This is a genomic window from Janthinobacterium sp. CG_23.3 (assembly GCF_046115965.1).
Lineage (GTDB): Bacteria > Pseudomonadota > Gammaproteobacteria > Burkholderiales > Burkholderiaceae_D > Janthinobacterium.
In genome coordinates this window covers 1-15,434 of sequence record NZ_JBJXIB010000024.1, presented here as the reverse complement: position 1 = coordinate 15,434, position 15,434 = coordinate 1, and the positions used below count along the sequence as shown (strand labels likewise).

Below are 15,434 nucleotides of genomic sequence, written 5' to 3'. Positions count from 1 at the left end.
CCATGTCTTTCCAACAAGGGCTTAGCGGCCTGAACGGCGCAGCGAAATCACTCGACGTGATCGGCAACAACATCGCCAACGCCAACACGGTCGGCTTCAAGCAGTCGCAGGCGCAGTTCGCCGACATTTACGCCAAGTCGCTCAACGGCGTCGGCGGCAATTCGGCCGGGATCGGCGTGTCGGTGTCGCAGATCGCCCAGATGTTCACCCAGGGCAACCTGGAAACCTCGGCCAACCCGCTCGACATCTCGATCAACGGCGCCGGTTTTTTCCGCACCTCGGTCAACGGCGCGATCCAGTATTCGCGCAACGGCCAGTTCCAGGTCGACAAGGAGGGCTTCATCGTCAACGCCCAGCTGGCCAAGCTGACCGGCTACGCGGCCGACGTCAACGGCAAGATCGTGGCCGGCTCGGCGCAGCCGCTGCAAATCAACAAGACCGACATGAAGCCGCAGGCCACGACCCGGGTCGACACCCAGATCAACCTCAATTCGACCAGCCAGATCCCGATCAAGTTTCCCTTCAGCGTGGGCGACGCCGACACCTATACCAAGCAAACCCCGACCGAGGTCTTCGATTCGCTCGGCAATTCCCATTCCTTGTCGACCTATTACGTCAAGACCGGCACCAATTCGTGGGATATCTACATGGCCAACGACAACATGGAAATCACCGCGATGAAGGCCGCCGCCACCGTCCAGAGCGACCCGGCGTCGCTGGCCGCGCGCGCCGTCTACCAGACGGCGGTGACGGCGGTGCCGCTGAACCCGGCCGCCGTGATCACGGCGGCGCTGGGTTACGCGGCCGCGGCCGGCGCGGCCGTCACGGCCGCCGCCACGGCGGCCGGCGCCAGTCCGGCCCAGCTGGCCGCGCTGCTGCTCAGCTACAACCCGGCCGCGATCCCCGGCAGCGACCAGAACGCCGGGCGCACCCCGGACCAGATCGACAAGGCCATCGCCGCCGCCACCGCGGTGCCGGCGAAGAAGGTCGGCGTGTTGCTGTTTAACACCTCGGGCACGCTCGACAAGGCGTCGATGCTGTCGCTGACGCCGCCGCAGACGCTGCCGATGTCGGTTTCGCTGCCGATTTTCCCGGCCACCGGCGCCGTGCCGCAATTGCCGATCAATGTGGAGTTTAGCAACTCGACCCAGATCGCCAACCCGACCAGCGAGAAAAAGACCACCCAGGACGGCTACGCCGGCGGCGCGCTGATCGACTTCGGCGCCGACGCCAGCGGCGTGCTGGTCGGCAAGTACAGCAACGGCCGCACCGCCGCGCTGGGCCAGATCGTGCTGGCGAACTTCGCCAACCCGAACGGCCTGGAGCCGCAGGGCAACAACGCCTGGGCCGAAACCAATGCCTCCGGCGGCCCGATGGTGGGCGAGCCCAACAGCGGCAGCCTGGGCTTGCTGCGCTCCGGCTCGGTGGAAGTGTCGAACGTCGACCTGACCGCCGAGCTGGTCAACATGATCACCGCGCAGCGCGCCTACCAGGCCAACGCGCAAACCATCAAAACCCAGGACCAGGTGCTGCAAACGCTGGTCAACCTGCGCTAAGCGTTGCCGCCGGCACAAGGAGAAGCAGATGGACCGTTTGATCTACACCGCCATGACCGGCGCCCGCCACATCCTCGAGCAGCAGGCGACGACGGCCAACAACCTGGCCAACGCCACCAGCACCGGCTTTCGCGCCCAGCTCAACGCCTTCCGCGCGGTGCCGGTGGTGGCCGACAACCTGCCGCTGGCGACCCGCACCTTCGTCGTCGACTCCACCGTCGGCAGCAACTTCGCCCCCGGGCCGATGCTGCAAACCGGGCGCGAGCTCGACGTCGCGGTGCAGAACAAGGGCTGGATCGCGGTGCAGTCGGCCGACGGCTCGGAAGCCTACACCCGCAACGGCGCGCTGCGCATCAACGAGAACGGCATGCTGCAAACCCAGTCCGGGCTGATGGTGCAGGGCGAGACCGGGCCGCTGGCGGTGCCGCCCGAGGTGCGCCTGGCGATCGCCGGCGACGGCACGCTGGGCGCCATTTCCACCGACACCAAGCCCGGCCCGGCCACCATCCTCGGGCGCATCAAGCTGGTCAACCCGCCCGAACAGTCGCTGGTGCGCGGCGACGACGGCCTGTTCCGCCTGCGCGACGGCGCCCCGGCCGAGGCCGACCCGGCGGTGCGCCTTTCCGCCGGCGCGCTGGAGGGCAGCAACGTCAGCCCGGTCGACTCGATGGTCAGCATGATCGCCCTGGCGCGCTCCTTCGAAACCCAGATGAGCATGCTGAAGAATGCCGAGAACAACGCCGCTAAAGCGACCCAGATCCTGGCTTTGAATTGACGGCCGCGCGCGCATAATGGCCACATAGAATTCACCGCGGGCCGTGCGCCGCCGTTATCGGAGAGAGAAAATGATACGTTCACTATGGATCGCGAAGACCGGGCTGGAGGCGCAGCAGACGCAGATGGACGTCATCGCCAACAACCTCGCCAACGTCAGCACCACCGGCTTCAAGAAGTCGCGCGCGGTGTTCGAGGACTTGCTGTACCAAAACGTGCGCCAGCCCGGCGCGCAGTCCTCGCAGCAAACCCAGTTGCCGTCCGGCCTGCAGATCGGCACCGGCGTGCGCACCGTCGCCACCGAACGCATCCACACCCAGGGCAACCCCCAGTCGACCGGCAACTCGAAGGACATCATGGTCAACGGCGCCGGCTTCTTCCAGGTGCTGCTGCCCGACGGCACCACCGCCTACACCCGCGACGGCTCCTTCCAGACCGACGCCAACGGCCAGATGGTGACGGCCGAGGGTTTCGTCATCCAACCCGCCATCACGGTGCCGAGCAACGCGCTGAGCCTGACCGTGGCGCGCGACGGCAGCGTCTCGGTGACGCTGCCCAACAGCGCCGCGCCGTCGCAGATCGGCTCGCTGCAACTGACCACCTTCGTCAACCCGTCCGGGCTGGAGTCGAAGGGCGAAAACCTGTACGTCGAGACCGGCGCGTCCGGCGCCGCCCAGACCAACACGCCCGGCACCAACGGCACCGGCATCATGATGCAGGGTTACATCGAGGCGTCCAACGTCAACGTCGCCGAGGAAATGGTCAATATGATCCAGACCCAGCGCGCCTACGAGATCAACAGCAAGGCCATCACCACGTCCGACCAGATGCTGGCGAAACTGGCGCAGCTGTAACGCCCCCCCCATTTAGCTTGGCGCACTGAACACTGAACACTGACACAAGGCCGGACGCCGCCACGCGGCGCGCCAGCGGAGGCAATATGAAATACTTGATCCTGATATGCGCGGCGGCCCTGGGCGCCTGCTCGGTGGTGCCGACCTCGATCGTGCAGCAACCGACGTCGTCGCGCCCGTTGCAGGCCGACACGCCGGCGCCGTCGAACGGCGCCATTTTCCAGAGCGCCGCCTACCGGCCGTATTTCGAGGACCGCCGCGCGCGCCACGTCGGCGACATGCTGACCATCACCATCACCGAGAAAACCAACGCCGTCAAGGCCGGCGCCAGCTCCGGCAACAAGAGCGGCAGCGTCAACTTCGGCATGGCCGGGCCGCTGCAGGCCCGCTTCGGCGCCACCGCCTCGGCCGAGGGCGCCACCAAGCACGCCGACGGCGACAACCAGAGCGCCAGCAACGCCTTCACCGGCACCATCGGCGTGACCGTCATCGAGGTGCTGGCCAACGGCAACCTGCTGGTCGCCGGCGAGAAACAGGTGGCGATGAACAAGGGCGTCGAGTTCATCCGTTTTTCCGGCATGGTCAGCCCGGACACCGTCGCCACCGGCAACAACGTGCTGTCGACCCAGGTCGCCGACGCCCGCGTCGAATACCGCACCAACAGCCAGATCGACAAGGCCGAAGTGGCGTCGATGGCCTCGCGCTTCTTCCTCAGCCTGTTGCCGTTCTGATCATGGCGACCTTGTCCACCCAAGCCTCGCGCCTGCTGCGCGCCCTGGCCGCGCTGGCGCTGTGCGCCACGCTGCTGCCCGGCGCCGCCCGCGGCGAGCGCCTGAAAGACCTGGCCAGCGTCGCCGGCGTGCGCCAGAACCAATTGATGGGCTACGGCCTGGTGGTCGGCCTCGACGGCAGCGGCGACCAGACCACGCAAACCCCGTTCACCGTGCAAAGCGTGGTGTCGATGTTGCAGCAACTGGGCGTGAACCTGCCGCAGGGCACCAGCCTGCAATTGAAAAACGTCGCCGCCGTCATGGTGACGACGTCGCTGCCGGCGTTCGCCCAGCCGGGCCAGATGCTCGACGTCACGGTCTCGTCGATGGGCAACGCCAAGAGCCTGCGCGGCGGCACTTTGCTGATGACGCCGCTCAAGGGCGCCGACGGCCAGATCTACGGCATGGCGCAGGGCAACGTGCTGGTCGGCGGCGTCGGCGCCCAGGCGGCCGGCAGCTCGGTGCAGATCAACCACCTCAGCGTGGGCCGCATTTCCGGCGGCGCCACGGTCGAGCGCGCGGTCGCCTCGGCGCTGGGCCAGGACAACACCATCCGCCTGGAACTGAACACCACCGACTTTTCCACCGCCAGCCGGGTGGTGCAGGCGATCAACAACCATTTCGGCAACAACGTCGCGGCGGCGCTGGACGGGCGCGTGATCCGCGTCCAGTCGCCCAGCGACAGCGACGCCCGCGTCGCCTTCCTGGGCGCGCTGGAAAGCCTGGACGTGAAGCCGGCGCAAATGGCCGCCAAGGTCATCATGAACGCGCGCACCGGTTCGGTGGTGATGAACCAGGCGGTTACGCTGGACAGTTGCGCCATTTCGCACGGCAACCTGTCGGTCAGCGTCAGCGCCGACACCCAGGTCAGCCAGCCGAACCCGCTCGGCGGCGGCCAGACCGTGGTGACCCAGGGCGCGCAGATCGACATCAAGAAAGAGCCGGGCAAGGTGTTGCTGCTCAAGTCGGGCGCCTCGCTGGCCGAGGTGGTCAAGGCGCTCAACGCCATCGGCGCCTCGCCGCAAGACTTGCTGGCGATCCTGCAAGCGATGAAGGCCGCCGGTTCGCTGCGCGCCGAACTTGAAATTATCTAATAGGGGCCGCCATGATCAGCCAAACCGACTTGTCGAAACAGAACGCCTTTGACCTGAAGGGCCTGGGCGAATTGCGCCAGTCCGCCAAGGCCAAGGAGCCGGAGGCGCTGAAGACGGCGGCGACCCAGTTCGAGGCGATGTTCCTGAACATGATGATGAAGAGCATGCGCGACGCCACGCCGCAGGACGGCGTCATGGACAGCCAGCAGAGCAAGATGTACACCTCGATGCTGGACCAGCAGACCAGCCAGAACCTGGCCAAGCGCGGCACCGGCCTGGCCGACGTGCTGATGCGCCAGTTGACGCAGGTGGCGCCGGCGCCCGACGCCGACGTCTCGCCGCGTTCGTCGACGATGGCGGCGGCGCTGGAAGCCTTCCGCGCCCAGCAGCAGGGGGCGGGCGCGCCGGCCGCCGCGGCGGCGCTGAAACCGGCCGCGGCTGCCGGCGTCGGCGCGGGCAGCCAGGCGCCGCACGTGCGCGCGTTCCAGGAAAAACTCGGCGGCCACGCCGCCGAGGCCAGCCGCGCCACCGGCATCCCGGCCAAGTTCATGCTGGGCCAGGCCGCGCTCGAGAGCGGCTGGGGCAAGCGCGAGATCAAGGGCCGCGACGGCGTCGCCAGCCACAACCTGTTCGGCATCAAGGCCGGCCCGGAGTGGAAGGGCAAGGTGGCCGAGGCCGTTACCACCGAGTACGTCAACGGGGTGCCGAAGACGCGCACCGAGAAGTTCCGCGCCTACGATTCCTACGCCGACAGCTTCCGCGATTACGCCAAGTTAATCACCGACAACAAGCGCTACGAAAAGGTGCTGGCCAGCGCCGGCGACGCCAGCAGCTTCGCCCAGGGCCTGCAGCGCGCCGGTTACGCCACCGACCCGCACTACGCCGCCAAGCTGACCCGCATTATCAAGCACTCGCTGGTCGGCTAGCCGGGGGGGGCGCGGGCCGGCCGCTTCAAGTTTCGCCGCCCGGTGCCGTAAATGAAGTAGAGCTGAAGTAGAGCGCACAGAAAAGTACCCACACCATGTCTATCAATCTCCTCAATATTGGCAAAAGCGGCCTGATGGCGGCGCAGTTGGGGCTGGCGACGACCGGCCACAACATCTCGAACGCCAACGTCACCGGCTACAGCCGCCAGACCGTGTTGCAGCGCAACGCCGTGCCGAACCAGGCCGGTTACGGCTTCGTCGGCACCGGCACCGAGGTGGCGCAGGTGAAGCGGGTGTACGACAACTTCCTGGCCAACCAGGTGCGCGCGGCGCAAAGCGCCTCCAGCGGCCACGAGGCCGTCTACACGCAGATCAGCCAGATCGACAACCTGCTGGCCGACCCGTCGGCCGGCCTGTCGCCGTCGCTGCAAGAGTTTTTCAAGAGCGTGCAGGACGTCAGCGCCAATCCGGCCTCGGTGGCGTCGCGCCAGGCGCTGTTGTCGGGCGCCGGCTCGCTGGCCTCGCGCTTCCAGGGGCTGACCGCGCGCCTGCGGGAAATCGGCAACGGCGTCACCAGCGAAATCAAGGGCAGCGTCGCCTCGATCAATTCCTTCGCCACCCAGATCGCCGAGCTCAACGCCTCGATCAGCAACCTCGGCGTGAACGAAACCAACCTGCCCAACGACTTGCTGGACCAGCGCGACCAGTTGATCAATGAAATGAGCAAATACGTCAAGGTGACGGTGACGCCGGGCGAAAACAACAGCGTCACGGTGGCGATCGGCTCCGGCCAGCCGCTGGTGCTGGGCAAGCACGCGTTCCAGCTGGCGACGACGCCGGCGCTGACCAACCCGGACCGCCTCGAAGTGGGGTATATGATCGGCGACACCGTGTCGGTGCTGGGCGAGGGCGCGCTCAACGGCGGCTCCCTCGGCGGCTTGCTGGAATTTCGCAGCGGCACCCTGGACCGCGTGCAAAATTCGCTCGGCCGCCTGGCGGTGACGATGGCCATTACCTTCAACGACCAGCACAAGCTGGGGCAGGACCAGAACGGCGCGCCGGGCGGCGCTTTCTTCAGCGTCGCCGCGCCGGTGGTGGCGGCCGACTACCGCAACAACGCCACCAGCACGGCGGCGGTGACGGCCACCATCAGCGACCCGACCAAGCTCACCGTCAGCGACTACGCGGTGCGCTACGACGGCGCCGATTTCGTCGTCACGCGCCAGTCCGACGGCCAGCGCACCACCATCGCGCCGTATCCGCAAAGCGGCCCGCAAACCATCGACGGCGTCGATTTCTCGATCAGCGGCAGCGCCGCCGAGGCCGACAATTTCATGGTCAAGCCGACCGCCAACGGCGCCGCCGGTTTCAACGTGCTGATCACCGACCGCGCCAAGATCGCCGCCGCCGCCCCGGTCAGCACCTCCAGCCCGCTGGCCAACACCGGCAACGCCAAAATCAGCGCCGGCTCGGTCGACAGCGCCTACCTGCTGCCGGGAAATACCCTGGCGGCGCCGGTGACGCTGACCTACAACCTGGCCGGCAATTCCCTGTCGGGCTTCCCGCCCGGCCAGGCCGTCACGGTGACGGCCAACGGCGTGCCCACCGTGTATCCGGCCGGCACCGCCAGCATCCCCTATACCAACGGCGCCGAACTGAGTTTCGGCGGCGTCCACGTGGCCATCGCCGGCACCCCGGGCGCCGGCGACCAGTTCAGCGTCGGCCCCAACGTCAGCGGCGTCGGCGACAACCGCAACATGGCCTTGCTGGGCGCCTTGCAAACCAAGAACATCCTCGACGGCGGCAAGGCCACCTACCAGGGCGCCTACGCGGAGACCGTCAGCTTCGTCGGCAACACCACGCGCGAGGTGCAGATCAACGGCTTGGCCAGCACGGCGTTGCTGGAGCAGACCGAAACGGCGCAGCAGTCCCTGTCGGGCGTCAACCTCGACGAGGAGGCGGCCAACCTGTTGCGCTACCAGCAGGCCTACCAGGCCAGCGGCAAGGTCATGCAACTTGCCAGCACGCTGTTCGACGTCATCATCGGGCTCGGACGATAATTGTGTCCGGCGCGGCCCCGGGCCGCGCCGGCGAGGAAGGGTAACATCATGCGCATCAGCACCAAGACCACGTACGACATCGGCAGCACGCAGATCAACAAGCTGCAGTCCGCGCTCAACCGCACCCAGCAGCAGTTGTCGAGCAACCGCCGCAACCTGACGCCGGCCGACGACCCGATCGCCAGCGCGCGCGCGCTGGAGGTGACGCAGTCGCAGTCGATCAACACGCAGTTCGTGACGAACCGGCAAAACGCGAAGAATTTCCTGGGCCAGGAGTTGCAGGCGCTCAACACCACCCAGCAACTGATCGCCGACGTCAAGGAACTGGTCGACAAGGCCGGCAACGGCACCTACACCGACAGCGAGCGGGCCATGCTGGCGACCGAGCTGGAGGTGCGCCTGAACGACCTGCTGGCGGTGGCCAACACCTCCGACGGCGCCGGCGGCTACCTGTTCTCCGGCTACAAATCGACCACCGTGCCGTACAGCATGAACGCGGCCGGCGGCGGCGCCACCTACCAGGGCGACCAGGGCCAGCGCACGCTGCAGGTGGGCATGTCGCGCCAACTGGCCACCAGCGACGCCGGCAGCACCGTCTTCGACAACAACATGACCGGCAACGGCAGCTTCGTCACGGCGCCCGATCCGGGCAACTTCGGCCGCGGCGGCGGCGGCAAGATTTCCGCCGGCACCGTGACCAACCCGGTGGCGCTGACGGGGCACAATTATTCGATCGCCTTTAGCGGCACCGGCGCGGCCACCACCTACCTGGTCACCGACACCACGCTGGGCGTGACCGTGCCCAGCCCGGCCGCGCCGGCGCCCTACATCAGCGGCGCGGCGATCTCCTTCGACGGCCAGCAGTTCGACGTCAAGGGCGCGCCGGCCAACGGTGACACGTTTACCGTCGCGCCGAGCCGCAAGGAGTCGCTGTTCACCACGCTGTCGACCGCCTTGACGGTATTGCGCCAGCCGGCCAGCGGCACGGCCGGCCAGGCGCGCCTGAGCAACGGCCTCGACGCGGTGCACGTCATCCTCGACACCGCCTTCGACAACGTGCTGGCGGTGCAGGCCGACGTTGGCTCGCGCCTGAAGGAACTGGACTACCTCGACAGCGCCGGCGAGGACCTGGAGCTGCAATACGCCGGCACCCTGTCCGACCTGCAAGACCTCGACATCGTCAAGGCGATTTCCCTGTTCACGCAGCAGGAGACCACGCTCAAGGCGGCGCAGCAAACCTACACCAAGGTTATGGGCCTGTCGCTGTTCAACTACATCAATTAAGCCCGGCTCTTTGCCTGGGGTTGATTTCCAGCGTTACCGCCCCCCGCGAATTTAACGGTCTTGGGGCTGACGCGGCACCGGCACCGGCGCCGGGCCGGCGGGCTTGGCCGGGCGCACCGGCAATAGCGCCGGCCGGGTCCGGTCGGCCCAGGACCGCGGCAGTTTGCGGCTGGTCTCTATCGCTTCGAGGAACAGGCGCTCCAGCGGCCCCTCCATGTAGGGCATGGCCATGGCGATCACCAGCATGCCGACCCCCAGCGTGATCGGGAAGCCGATGCCAAACAGGTTTAGCTGCGGCGCGGCGCGCGTCAGGATGCCCAGCGCGACGTTGGTGAGCAGCAGGGCGGCGACGATCGGCAGCGAGATCTGCAAGCCCGAGGCGAAGATCTTGCCGCCCCAGTCGGCCAGGTGCTTGAAGCCGGCGCCGCTCAAGGGCGCCGCCGAGACCGGCAGGCTGACGAAACTCTCGGCCAGCGCCGCCAGCAGCACCAGGTGGACGTTGGCGGCCAGGAAAACCATGCTGGCCAGCAGGGCCAGCAATTGGCCGATGGCCGACGAGCGCCCGTGCGACTGCGGGTCGAAAAAAGTGGCGAAGCCCAGGCCCATGGTCAGGCTGCTGATCTCGCCGGCCATTTCAATGGCGGCGAAGACGACGCGCATCGAAAACCCCATGCCCAGACCGACCAGCAGCTCCTGCGCCAGGATCAGCAGCCCGGCCAGCGACAGCGGGTCGGCCGCCGGCAGCGCCGGCACGGTCGGTCCGATGATCGCCGCCAGCATCACGGCGAGCATGATCTTGCTGCTGTTGGGTACCGCCGAGTTGCCCAGCACCGGCGCGGCGGCGATCAGGCCGAGGATACGCGTGAGCGGCCACAGCAGCGCGGCGATCCAGGTGTTCAGGTCGACGCTCGACAGCGTCAGCATGGCGCGCGGGCGGCGCGCGCGCGCCGGTTCGGAGGGGACATTGGGCCGGACCCCGCGTCAGCCGACCAGCGCTGGCAGGTTGGTAAACACCTGGCGCATATAGTCGAGCATGACCGACAGCATCCACGGGCCGGCCACCACCAGCGCGACGAAAATGCCGACCAGTTTGGGGATGAAGGACAGCGTCGCCTCGTTGATCTGGGTGGCGGCCTGGAAGATGCTGACGACCAGGCCGATGATAAGGGCCACCAGCAACATCGGCGCGGCCACCATCAGGGTGACTTCCATGGCGTTGCGGCCCAGGGTCATGACGCTTTCCGGTGTCATCGCGAACCTTTGCTCAATTTAGTAGAAACTCTGGGACAGCGAGCCGAGCAGTAACTGCCAGCCGTCGACCAGCACGAACAACATCATCTTGAACGGCAGCGAAATGACGGCCGGCGACATCATCATCATCCCCATCGCCATCAACACGCTGGCCACCACCATGTCGATGATCAGGAAGGGGATGAAGATGGCGAAGCCGATCTGGAACGCCGTCTTCAGCTCGCTGGTGACGAAGGCCGGCACCAGGATGCGCAGCGGCACGTCGTCCGGCCCCTGCAGCGCCGGCGTGCGCGACATCTTGGCGAACAGCGCCAGGTCGGCCTGGCGGGTTTGCTTGAGCATGAAGGCCTTGAGCGGCTCGACGCCCTTGTCCATCGCCACCGTCATGCTGATCTTGTTTTCCTGCAAAGGCAGGTAGGCCTCGGTGTAGATCTTGTCGAACACCGGCCCCATGACGAACAGCGTCAGGAACAGCGCCAGTCCGACCAGCACCTGGTTCGGCGGCGCCGACTGAGTGCCGATGGCCTGGCGCAGCAGCGACAGCACGATGATGATGCGGGTGAAGCTGGTCATCATCAACAGCGCCGCCGGCAGGAAGGAGAGCGACGTCATCAGCAACATCGTCTGCACCGGCAGCGTATAGTTTTGCGCGCCGCCCGGGCCCGGCGTGCTGCTGAAGACCGGAATGCCGGGTTCGGCCAGCGCCAGCAGCGGCAGCGCCAGCGCGGCGCCGGCCAGCAGCCAGCCCAGCGCCTGGCGAGGGGAGTGCGGTAAGAATGCTGCGACGTGCATGCGCTGCCTATTTGCCATTGCGTTTTTCAATTGTCTGTTTCAGCCACTCGGAGAAGTTGGCGGCGGCCGGGCTGTTCGGCTGGCCCGCCGTGGCGCTGGCGTCGTCCTGGCGCGGCATGGTGGCCAGCGCGTTGACCCGGCCCGGCGAAGCGCCGACGACAATCCACTGGTCGCCGACCTCGATCAGCATGACGCGCTCGCGCCCGCCCAGGCTCATCGAGCTGAGCAGCCGCAGCCGGGAGTTGCCGCCCGCCACTTTCGGGCCGAAGCGTTTCATGAACCAGGCCAGGCCGCCCAGCAGGGCCAGCACGAACAGCAGGGCCAGGATGGTTTGCAGCAGGCTGCCGGCGGCCGAGGCCGGCGCGGTCGCGGTCGCGGCCGGGATTGGCGCAGGCGCGGGCGCAACGGCGCGGCCCGGCATGGCCAGCGCTTCCGGCGCCGGTACGGGCGCCGGGTCGGGCGTTGCGGCGGCGGACGGCGCGGGCGCGGGGGCGGACACGCTGGAAGGGGGAGTGGCGGGGACGGCGGCGGCCGGGGCCGTCGGTGTGGCGGCCCCGTTCGCCGTGGCGTTGGCGATACAGCAGGCCAGCGCCATGGCGGTGAATGCTACAGGCTTCATTTATTCAGTTTTCTAATGCGTTCGGACGGCGTGATGATGTCGGTCAGGCGGATGCCGAACTTGTCGTTGACCACCACCACCTCGCCCTGGGCGATCAGGCAACCGTTGACCAGCACGTCCATCGGCTCGCCGGCCAGGCCGTCGAGCTCGACCACCGAACCCTGCGCCAGTTGCAGCAGGTTCTTGATGGCGATCTTGGTGCGGCCCAGCTCGACCGTCAGTTGCACCGGGATATCGAGGATGAAATCGATGTCGTTGTGCGTCTCGGTCTTCGAACCCTGCTTGGAGAAGTCCTTGAACACGGCGGCGCTTGCGGCGCTGGCCACGCTGGCCTGGCTGGCCTGGTTTTGCAGCGCCTCCGCTTCCGCCTTGGCCTGCTCGGCGATGGCCGCGCCCCAATCGTCTTCCGCGCTTTGATCGTCTTGATTGTCGGACATGTTGCTCTCCTGTTGTTGCGGACTCCGGCGCCGGGCGCCGGTCTTACTTGATGTTATCGGAATTGGCGAGTAATTTCTCGACCTTCAAGGCGTATTGTCCATTCAATACCCCATATGTGCAATCCATCACCGGCACGCCGTCGACGGTGGCGGCGATCAGCTCGGGGATGTTGAGGGGAATGATGTCGCCCACCTTCATGTTCAAAATCTCGTCGAACGACACCCTGGCCGTGCCCAGCGAGGCCACCAGCTCGACCTCGGCGATCTGGATCTGCTGCGTCATCAGGCGGATCCAGCGTTTGTCCACTTCCAGCGCCTCGCCTTGCAGGCTGGAGGTGAGGGCGTCGCGGATCGGCTCGATCATCGAATACGGCATGCAAAAGTGGATCTGGCCCGACACCGAGCCCAGCTCGACCGTGAAGGTCGACGCCACCACCACCTCGTTGGGCGTGGCGATGTTGGCGAATTGGGTGTTCATTTCCGAGCGGATGTACTCGAACTCGACCGGGAACACCGGTTCCCAAGACTTGGTGTAGGCCTCGAAGACGATGTCGAGGATGCGCAGGATGATGCGCTGCTCGGTCTGGGTAAAGTCGCGCCCCTCGACGCGGGTGTGGAAGCGGCCGTCGCCGCCGAACAGGTTGTCGACCAGCAGGAACACCAGGCCCGGGTCGAACACCATCAGGGCGGTGCCGCGCAGCGGCTTCATGTGCACCAGGTTCAGGTTGGTCGGCACCACCAGGTTGCGGATGAATTCGCTGTACTTCGACACCCGCACCGAGCCCACCGAGACCTCGGCGCTGCGGCGCAGGAAGTTGAACAGGCCCACCCGCAACAGGCGCGCGAAGCGTTCGTTGATGATTTCCAGCGTCGGCATGCGCCCGCGCACGATACGTTCCTGGGTGGCCAGGTTGTACGTGCGTACGCCAGTGGCCTCTTCGGGCGCCTGGGCGTCGTCCTGGTCTCCGTTGACGCCCTTGAGAAGGGCGTCGACTTCTTCCTGGGAGAGGAAATTATCGGCCATGACTGCTTTATTGAATGATAAACGAGGTGAATAAAACGTCGGTGACTTCCTGCTGGTCGCCGTGGTCCTCGAACGGTTCGTTGACCTGGGCGATGATTTCACCGGCCAGCGTTTTCTTGCCCTCGCCGGTGTTCAGTTCCGAGGCTTTTTTGCTCGACAGCAGCAACAGCAGGCGGCTGCGCACCTTCGGCATGTTCAGCTTGACCAGTTCGACCTCTTCCAGGCTCGCCACTTGCAGCGTGAAGGCGATTTGCAGGTACTGCTCGCCGTTCTCCGGCTGCAGGTTGACGGTGAACGGGTCGAGCGGCACGAACACCGGCGGGCCCGCCTTCACCGCCTTCTTCTTCTTGCCGCCCTTGTCGTGCTTGCCCTCTTCGGCGTCGGCCTTGCCGTGCAGCAGGAACCACGCCGCGCCGCCGCCGAGCGAACCGGCGCCCAGCACCGCCGCCAGGATGATGATCAAAAGCTTTTTCTTCGACGCGCCCGCCGCCGGCGGCGCCGCGTCTGCTTTTGGATCTGCTTTCATTTTCGGATTAGCTTTCAATGGAGCCTTGGTGCGGGGAAGTGGATCACGTCGCCATTATGTCATTATCGGCAAACTCTGCGCGGTCGGATGCGCGGAAAAGAGAGCGGAAGGGCGCGCATCTCAAAGTTTCCCTAAGAAAAGTGCGCGCCGCCGCCACGGCGGGCTCAGGCAAAGGTGTCGACCATGCCCTGGGCCACCTTGCGCGGCGCCGCGGCGCCGCCGCGTTCGAGCCCGCCGTTGCCGTCGCCGCCGCCGCCCCCGTGCGAGCCGCCGCCGCCGCCGCCGCCGCCGCCGCGGCCCATGCGGGCCTCGCCGTTGCCACCGTTTTGTTGGTTCGACAAGCCCGCCGAGACGCTGGCGTTGGCCAGTTCGACGCCCGTTGCGCTCATCATTTCACGCAGCCGCGGCAGCGCCGCCTCGAGCGCCTGGCGCACTTCCGGCTGGGCCGACGTGAAGGTGGCGTCGAGCTGGTCGTTGCTGACCCTCAGCACCACCTGCAGCGGGCCCAGGTCGGGCGGGTTCAGCGTCAGCGTGGCGCTTTGCTCGGCGCCGGCCACCATCCAGACGATTTTCTGGCCCAGTTCCTGGTTCCAGGCCGGCGTGCCGACCTGGCCGCGCAAGACGGCGCCGGGCACCGACGTGGCGGCCTCGGTGATCTGCAGCGACGCCTGTTGCACCGGCGCCGCCGCCAGCGTGGCGGCCTCGCGCGGCGGTTCCTGTATAAGTTGCAATTCCGGCAGGCCGTCGCGGGTTTTCACGGCGGCCAATTGCGCCGCGGCCGGGTCGCTGGCCTGGGCCTGCGGCGCCGGCGCGCCGGGCTGGGCCGCAAGCTGGGCGGCCGGCAACAGCGTGTCGGCGGCGCCGCGCGCGTCGGCGGCGGGCGCCGTCGACGCCGTCGCCGTCGTTGCGCTCGCGAACTTCCCGGCCGCGGCAACGCCGGCTTTGGCCGCGTCGGCGACGGCGGCGAAGGCCGTTGCCGTGGCGCCGGCACCCTGGTCGGCGAGGCCGGCCTTGGCTGGCGCGTCGGCGGCCGGCTTGACGCCCGCGTCGGCCGGCAAGACGCCCGTGCCCGCGGCTGTCTGGCTATCGATCACCTCTGTCGACGGCGGCGGCGCTACGCTCAGGTTCAAGCTGGCAACCAGGGCCAGCATGTCGGCCACCGGCCCGGTGTAGGCGTCTTCGGCGGCGTTTGCCGGCGTTGCCGCGGCGGCGTCGGCGGGCGCCTGCGGCGCGGCCGCCGTTGCCGGCGCGGCATTGCTGGCGCCGGCCTCCGCTGCGACGTCCTTGTCCACGTCCGCTTTATCCGCCTGCGCCGGTTTCTGCGCGCTGGCCGGCGCCGGCGGGGGGGGCGCACCCGCCCCCGCCACAACACCCCCCCACACCCGCGCCCTTTGCCCCTGCCCTCTCCCACCATCACCCCCACCCCAGCGACGCCGCTCGTCTGCGCCACCCCACCGAAACCGCGAC

General features: G+C 67.3%; 16 protein-coding genes. 8 read left to right on the top strand and 8 right to left on the bottom strand.

Annotated elements, in window-relative coordinates; all coding sequences use genetic code 11:
- The first annotated feature begins 2 nt into the window (after positions 1–2).
- The 8 genes from ACFDR9_RS08495 to flgL all read left to right on the top strand — a co-directional run bounded on the left by ACFDR9_RS08495 (position 3) and on the right by flgL (position 9,318).
- Positions 3–1,556, top strand: a complete 1,554-nt coding sequence (locus ACFDR9_RS08495) for a flagellar hook protein FlgE (protein WP_409030733.1) — start codon at positions 3–5, stop codon at positions 1,554–1,556.
- Between the two features lie 28 nt (positions 1,557–1,584).
- Entirely contained in the window at positions 1,585–2,331 is a 747-nt protein-coding gene (locus ACFDR9_RS08490) for a flagellar basal body rod protein FlgF (RefSeq protein ID WP_026133408.1), read from the top strand.
- Between the two features lie 70 nt (positions 2,332–2,401).
- Entirely contained in the window at positions 2,402–3,184 is a 783-nt protein-coding gene (gene flgG / locus ACFDR9_RS08485) for a flagellar basal-body rod protein FlgG (RefSeq protein WP_026133409.1), read from the top strand.
- Between the two features lie 86 nt (positions 3,185–3,270).
- Positions 3,271–3,915 (top strand): flagellar basal body L-ring protein FlgH, encoded by a 645-nt coding sequence (locus tag ACFDR9_RS08480; protein ID WP_026133410.1) that lies wholly within the window; start codon positions 3,271–3,273, stop codon positions 3,913–3,915.
- Positions 3,916–3,917: 2 nt separating this feature from the next.
- Positions 3,918–5,048: a flagellar basal body P-ring protein FlgI gene (locus tag ACFDR9_RS08475; RefSeq protein ID WP_409030732.1), complete on the top strand. Its 1,131-nt coding sequence runs from the start codon at positions 3,918–3,920 to the stop codon at positions 5,046–5,048.
- A gap of 11 nt (positions 5,049–5,059) precedes the next feature.
- On the top strand, positions 5,060–5,974 hold the full coding sequence (flgJ, locus tag ACFDR9_RS08470; protein ID WP_409030731.1) for a flagellar assembly peptidoglycan hydrolase FlgJ: 915 nt from the start codon (positions 5,060–5,062) through the stop codon (positions 5,972–5,974).
- 95 nt (positions 5,975–6,069) lie between these two features.
- Positions 6,070–8,034: a flagellar hook-associated protein FlgK gene (gene flgK / locus ACFDR9_RS08465; protein WP_026133411.1), complete on the top strand. Its 1,965-nt coding sequence runs from the start codon at positions 6,070–6,072 to the stop codon at positions 8,032–8,034.
- Between the two features lie 48 nt (positions 8,035–8,082).
- Entirely contained in the window at positions 8,083–9,318 is a 1,236-nt protein-coding gene (flgL, locus tag ACFDR9_RS08460; RefSeq protein ID WP_409030730.1) for a flagellar hook-associated protein FlgL, read from the top strand.
- 51 nt (positions 9,319–9,369) lie between these two features.
- Here flgL and fliR read toward each other — a convergent pair whose 3' ends face one another.
- From fliR to ACFDR9_RS08420, 8 genes are all read right to left on the bottom strand, one after another.
- Positions 9,370–10,242 carry a flagellar biosynthetic protein FliR gene (gene fliR / locus ACFDR9_RS08455; RefSeq protein ID WP_409030729.1) on the bottom strand — a complete coding sequence of 291 codons (873 nt, stop codon included), beginning with the start codon at positions 10,240–10,242 and terminating at the stop codon, positions 9,370–9,372.
- 57 nt (positions 10,243–10,299) lie between these two features.
- Positions 10,300–10,569, bottom strand: a complete 270-nt coding sequence (fliQ, locus tag ACFDR9_RS08450) for a flagellar biosynthesis protein FliQ (protein ID WP_026133412.1) — start codon at positions 10,567–10,569, stop codon at positions 10,300–10,302.
- An 18-nt stretch (positions 10,570–10,587) separates the two neighbouring features.
- Complete coding sequence (gene fliP / locus ACFDR9_RS08445) at positions 10,588–11,361, bottom strand: flagellar type III secretion system pore protein FliP (protein ID WP_017878921.1); 774 nt, start codon at positions 11,359–11,361, stop codon at positions 10,588–10,590.
- A gap of 7 nt (positions 11,362–11,368) precedes the next feature.
- On the bottom strand, positions 11,369–11,980 hold the full coding sequence (gene fliO / locus ACFDR9_RS08440; protein WP_409030728.1) for a flagellar biosynthetic protein FliO: 612 nt from the start codon (positions 11,978–11,980) through the stop codon (positions 11,369–11,371).
- A complete protein-coding gene (gene fliN / locus ACFDR9_RS08435; RefSeq protein ID WP_017878923.1) occupies positions 11,977–12,417 on the bottom strand; it encodes a flagellar motor switch protein FliN in 441 nt (146 codons plus the stop codon). The genes fliO and fliN overlap by 4 nt, the downstream gene beginning before the upstream one ends.
- Before the next feature lie 43 nt (positions 12,418–12,460).
- Positions 12,461–13,441, bottom strand: coding sequence for a flagellar motor switch protein FliM (gene fliM, locus ACFDR9_RS08430; protein ID WP_017878924.1), 981 nt, complete (start codon positions 13,439–13,441; stop codon positions 12,461–12,463).
- Positions 13,442–13,448: 7 nt separating this feature from the next.
- The gene (gene fliL, locus ACFDR9_RS08425; protein WP_409030727.1) at positions 13,449–13,967 is read right to left on the bottom strand and encodes a flagellar basal body-associated protein FliL; all 519 of its coding nucleotides are present in this window, start codon (positions 13,965–13,967) and stop codon (positions 13,449–13,451) included.
- A 164-nt stretch (positions 13,968–14,131) separates the two neighbouring features.
- Positions 14,132–15,259 (bottom strand): flagellar hook-length control protein FliK, encoded by a 1,128-nt coding sequence (locus ACFDR9_RS08420; RefSeq protein WP_409030726.1) that lies wholly within the window; start codon positions 15,257–15,259, stop codon positions 14,132–14,134.
- Positions 15,260–15,434: the final 175 nt, after the last annotated feature.

What these genes read in the sequence shown, in the direction of transcription:
- flgG (WP_026133409.1), top strand. Translation starts at nt 2,402, where the DNA reads ATGATACGTTCACTATGGATCGCGAAGACCGGGCTGGAGGCGCAGCAG.
- fliM (WP_017878924.1), bottom strand. Translation starts at nt 13,441, where the DNA reads ATGGCCGATAATTTCCTCTCCCAGGAAGAAGTCGACGCCCTTCTCAAG.
- fliR (WP_409030729.1), bottom strand. Translation starts at nt 10,242, where the DNA reads ATGCTGACGCTGTCGAGCGTCGACCTGAACACCTGGATCGCCGCGCTG.
- flgK (WP_026133411.1), top strand. Translation starts at nt 6,070, where the DNA reads ATGTCTATCAATCTCCTCAATATTGGCAAAAGCGGCCTGATGGCGGCG.
- fliL (WP_409030727.1), bottom strand. Translation starts at nt 13,967, where the DNA reads ATGAAAGCAGATCCAAAAGCAGACGCGGCGCCGCCGGCGGCGGGCGCG.
- flgJ (WP_409030731.1), top strand. Translation starts at nt 5,060, where the DNA reads ATGATCAGCCAAACCGACTTGTCGAAACAGAACGCCTTTGACCTGAAG.
- fliQ (WP_026133412.1), bottom strand. Translation starts at nt 10,569, where the DNA reads ATGACACCGGAAAGCGTCATGACCCTGGGCCGCAACGCCATGGAAGTC.
- ACFDR9_RS08480 (WP_026133410.1), top strand. Translation starts at nt 3,271, where the DNA reads ATGAAATACTTGATCCTGATATGCGCGGCGGCCCTGGGCGCCTGCTCG.
- fliO (WP_409030728.1), bottom strand. Translation starts at nt 11,980, where the DNA reads ATGAAGCCTGTAGCATTCACCGCCATGGCGCTGGCCTGCTGTATCGCC.
- ACFDR9_RS08495 (WP_409030733.1), top strand. Translation starts at nt 3, where the DNA reads ATGTCTTTCCAACAAGGGCTTAGCGGCCTGAACGGCGCAGCGAAATCA.
- fliP (WP_017878921.1), bottom strand. Translation starts at nt 11,361, where the DNA reads ATGCACGTCGCAGCATTCTTACCGCACTCCCCTCGCCAGGCGCTGGGC.
- flgL (WP_409030730.1), top strand. Translation starts at nt 8,083, where the DNA reads ATGCGCATCAGCACCAAGACCACGTACGACATCGGCAGCACGCAGATC.
- ACFDR9_RS08475 (WP_409030732.1), top strand. Translation starts at nt 3,918, where the DNA reads ATGGCGACCTTGTCCACCCAAGCCTCGCGCCTGCTGCGCGCCCTGGCC.
- fliN (WP_017878923.1), bottom strand. Translation starts at nt 12,417, where the DNA reads ATGTCCGACAATCAAGACGATCAAAGCGCGGAAGACGATTGGGGCGCG.
- ACFDR9_RS08490 (WP_026133408.1), top strand. Translation starts at nt 1,585, where the DNA reads ATGGACCGTTTGATCTACACCGCCATGACCGGCGCCCGCCACATCCTC.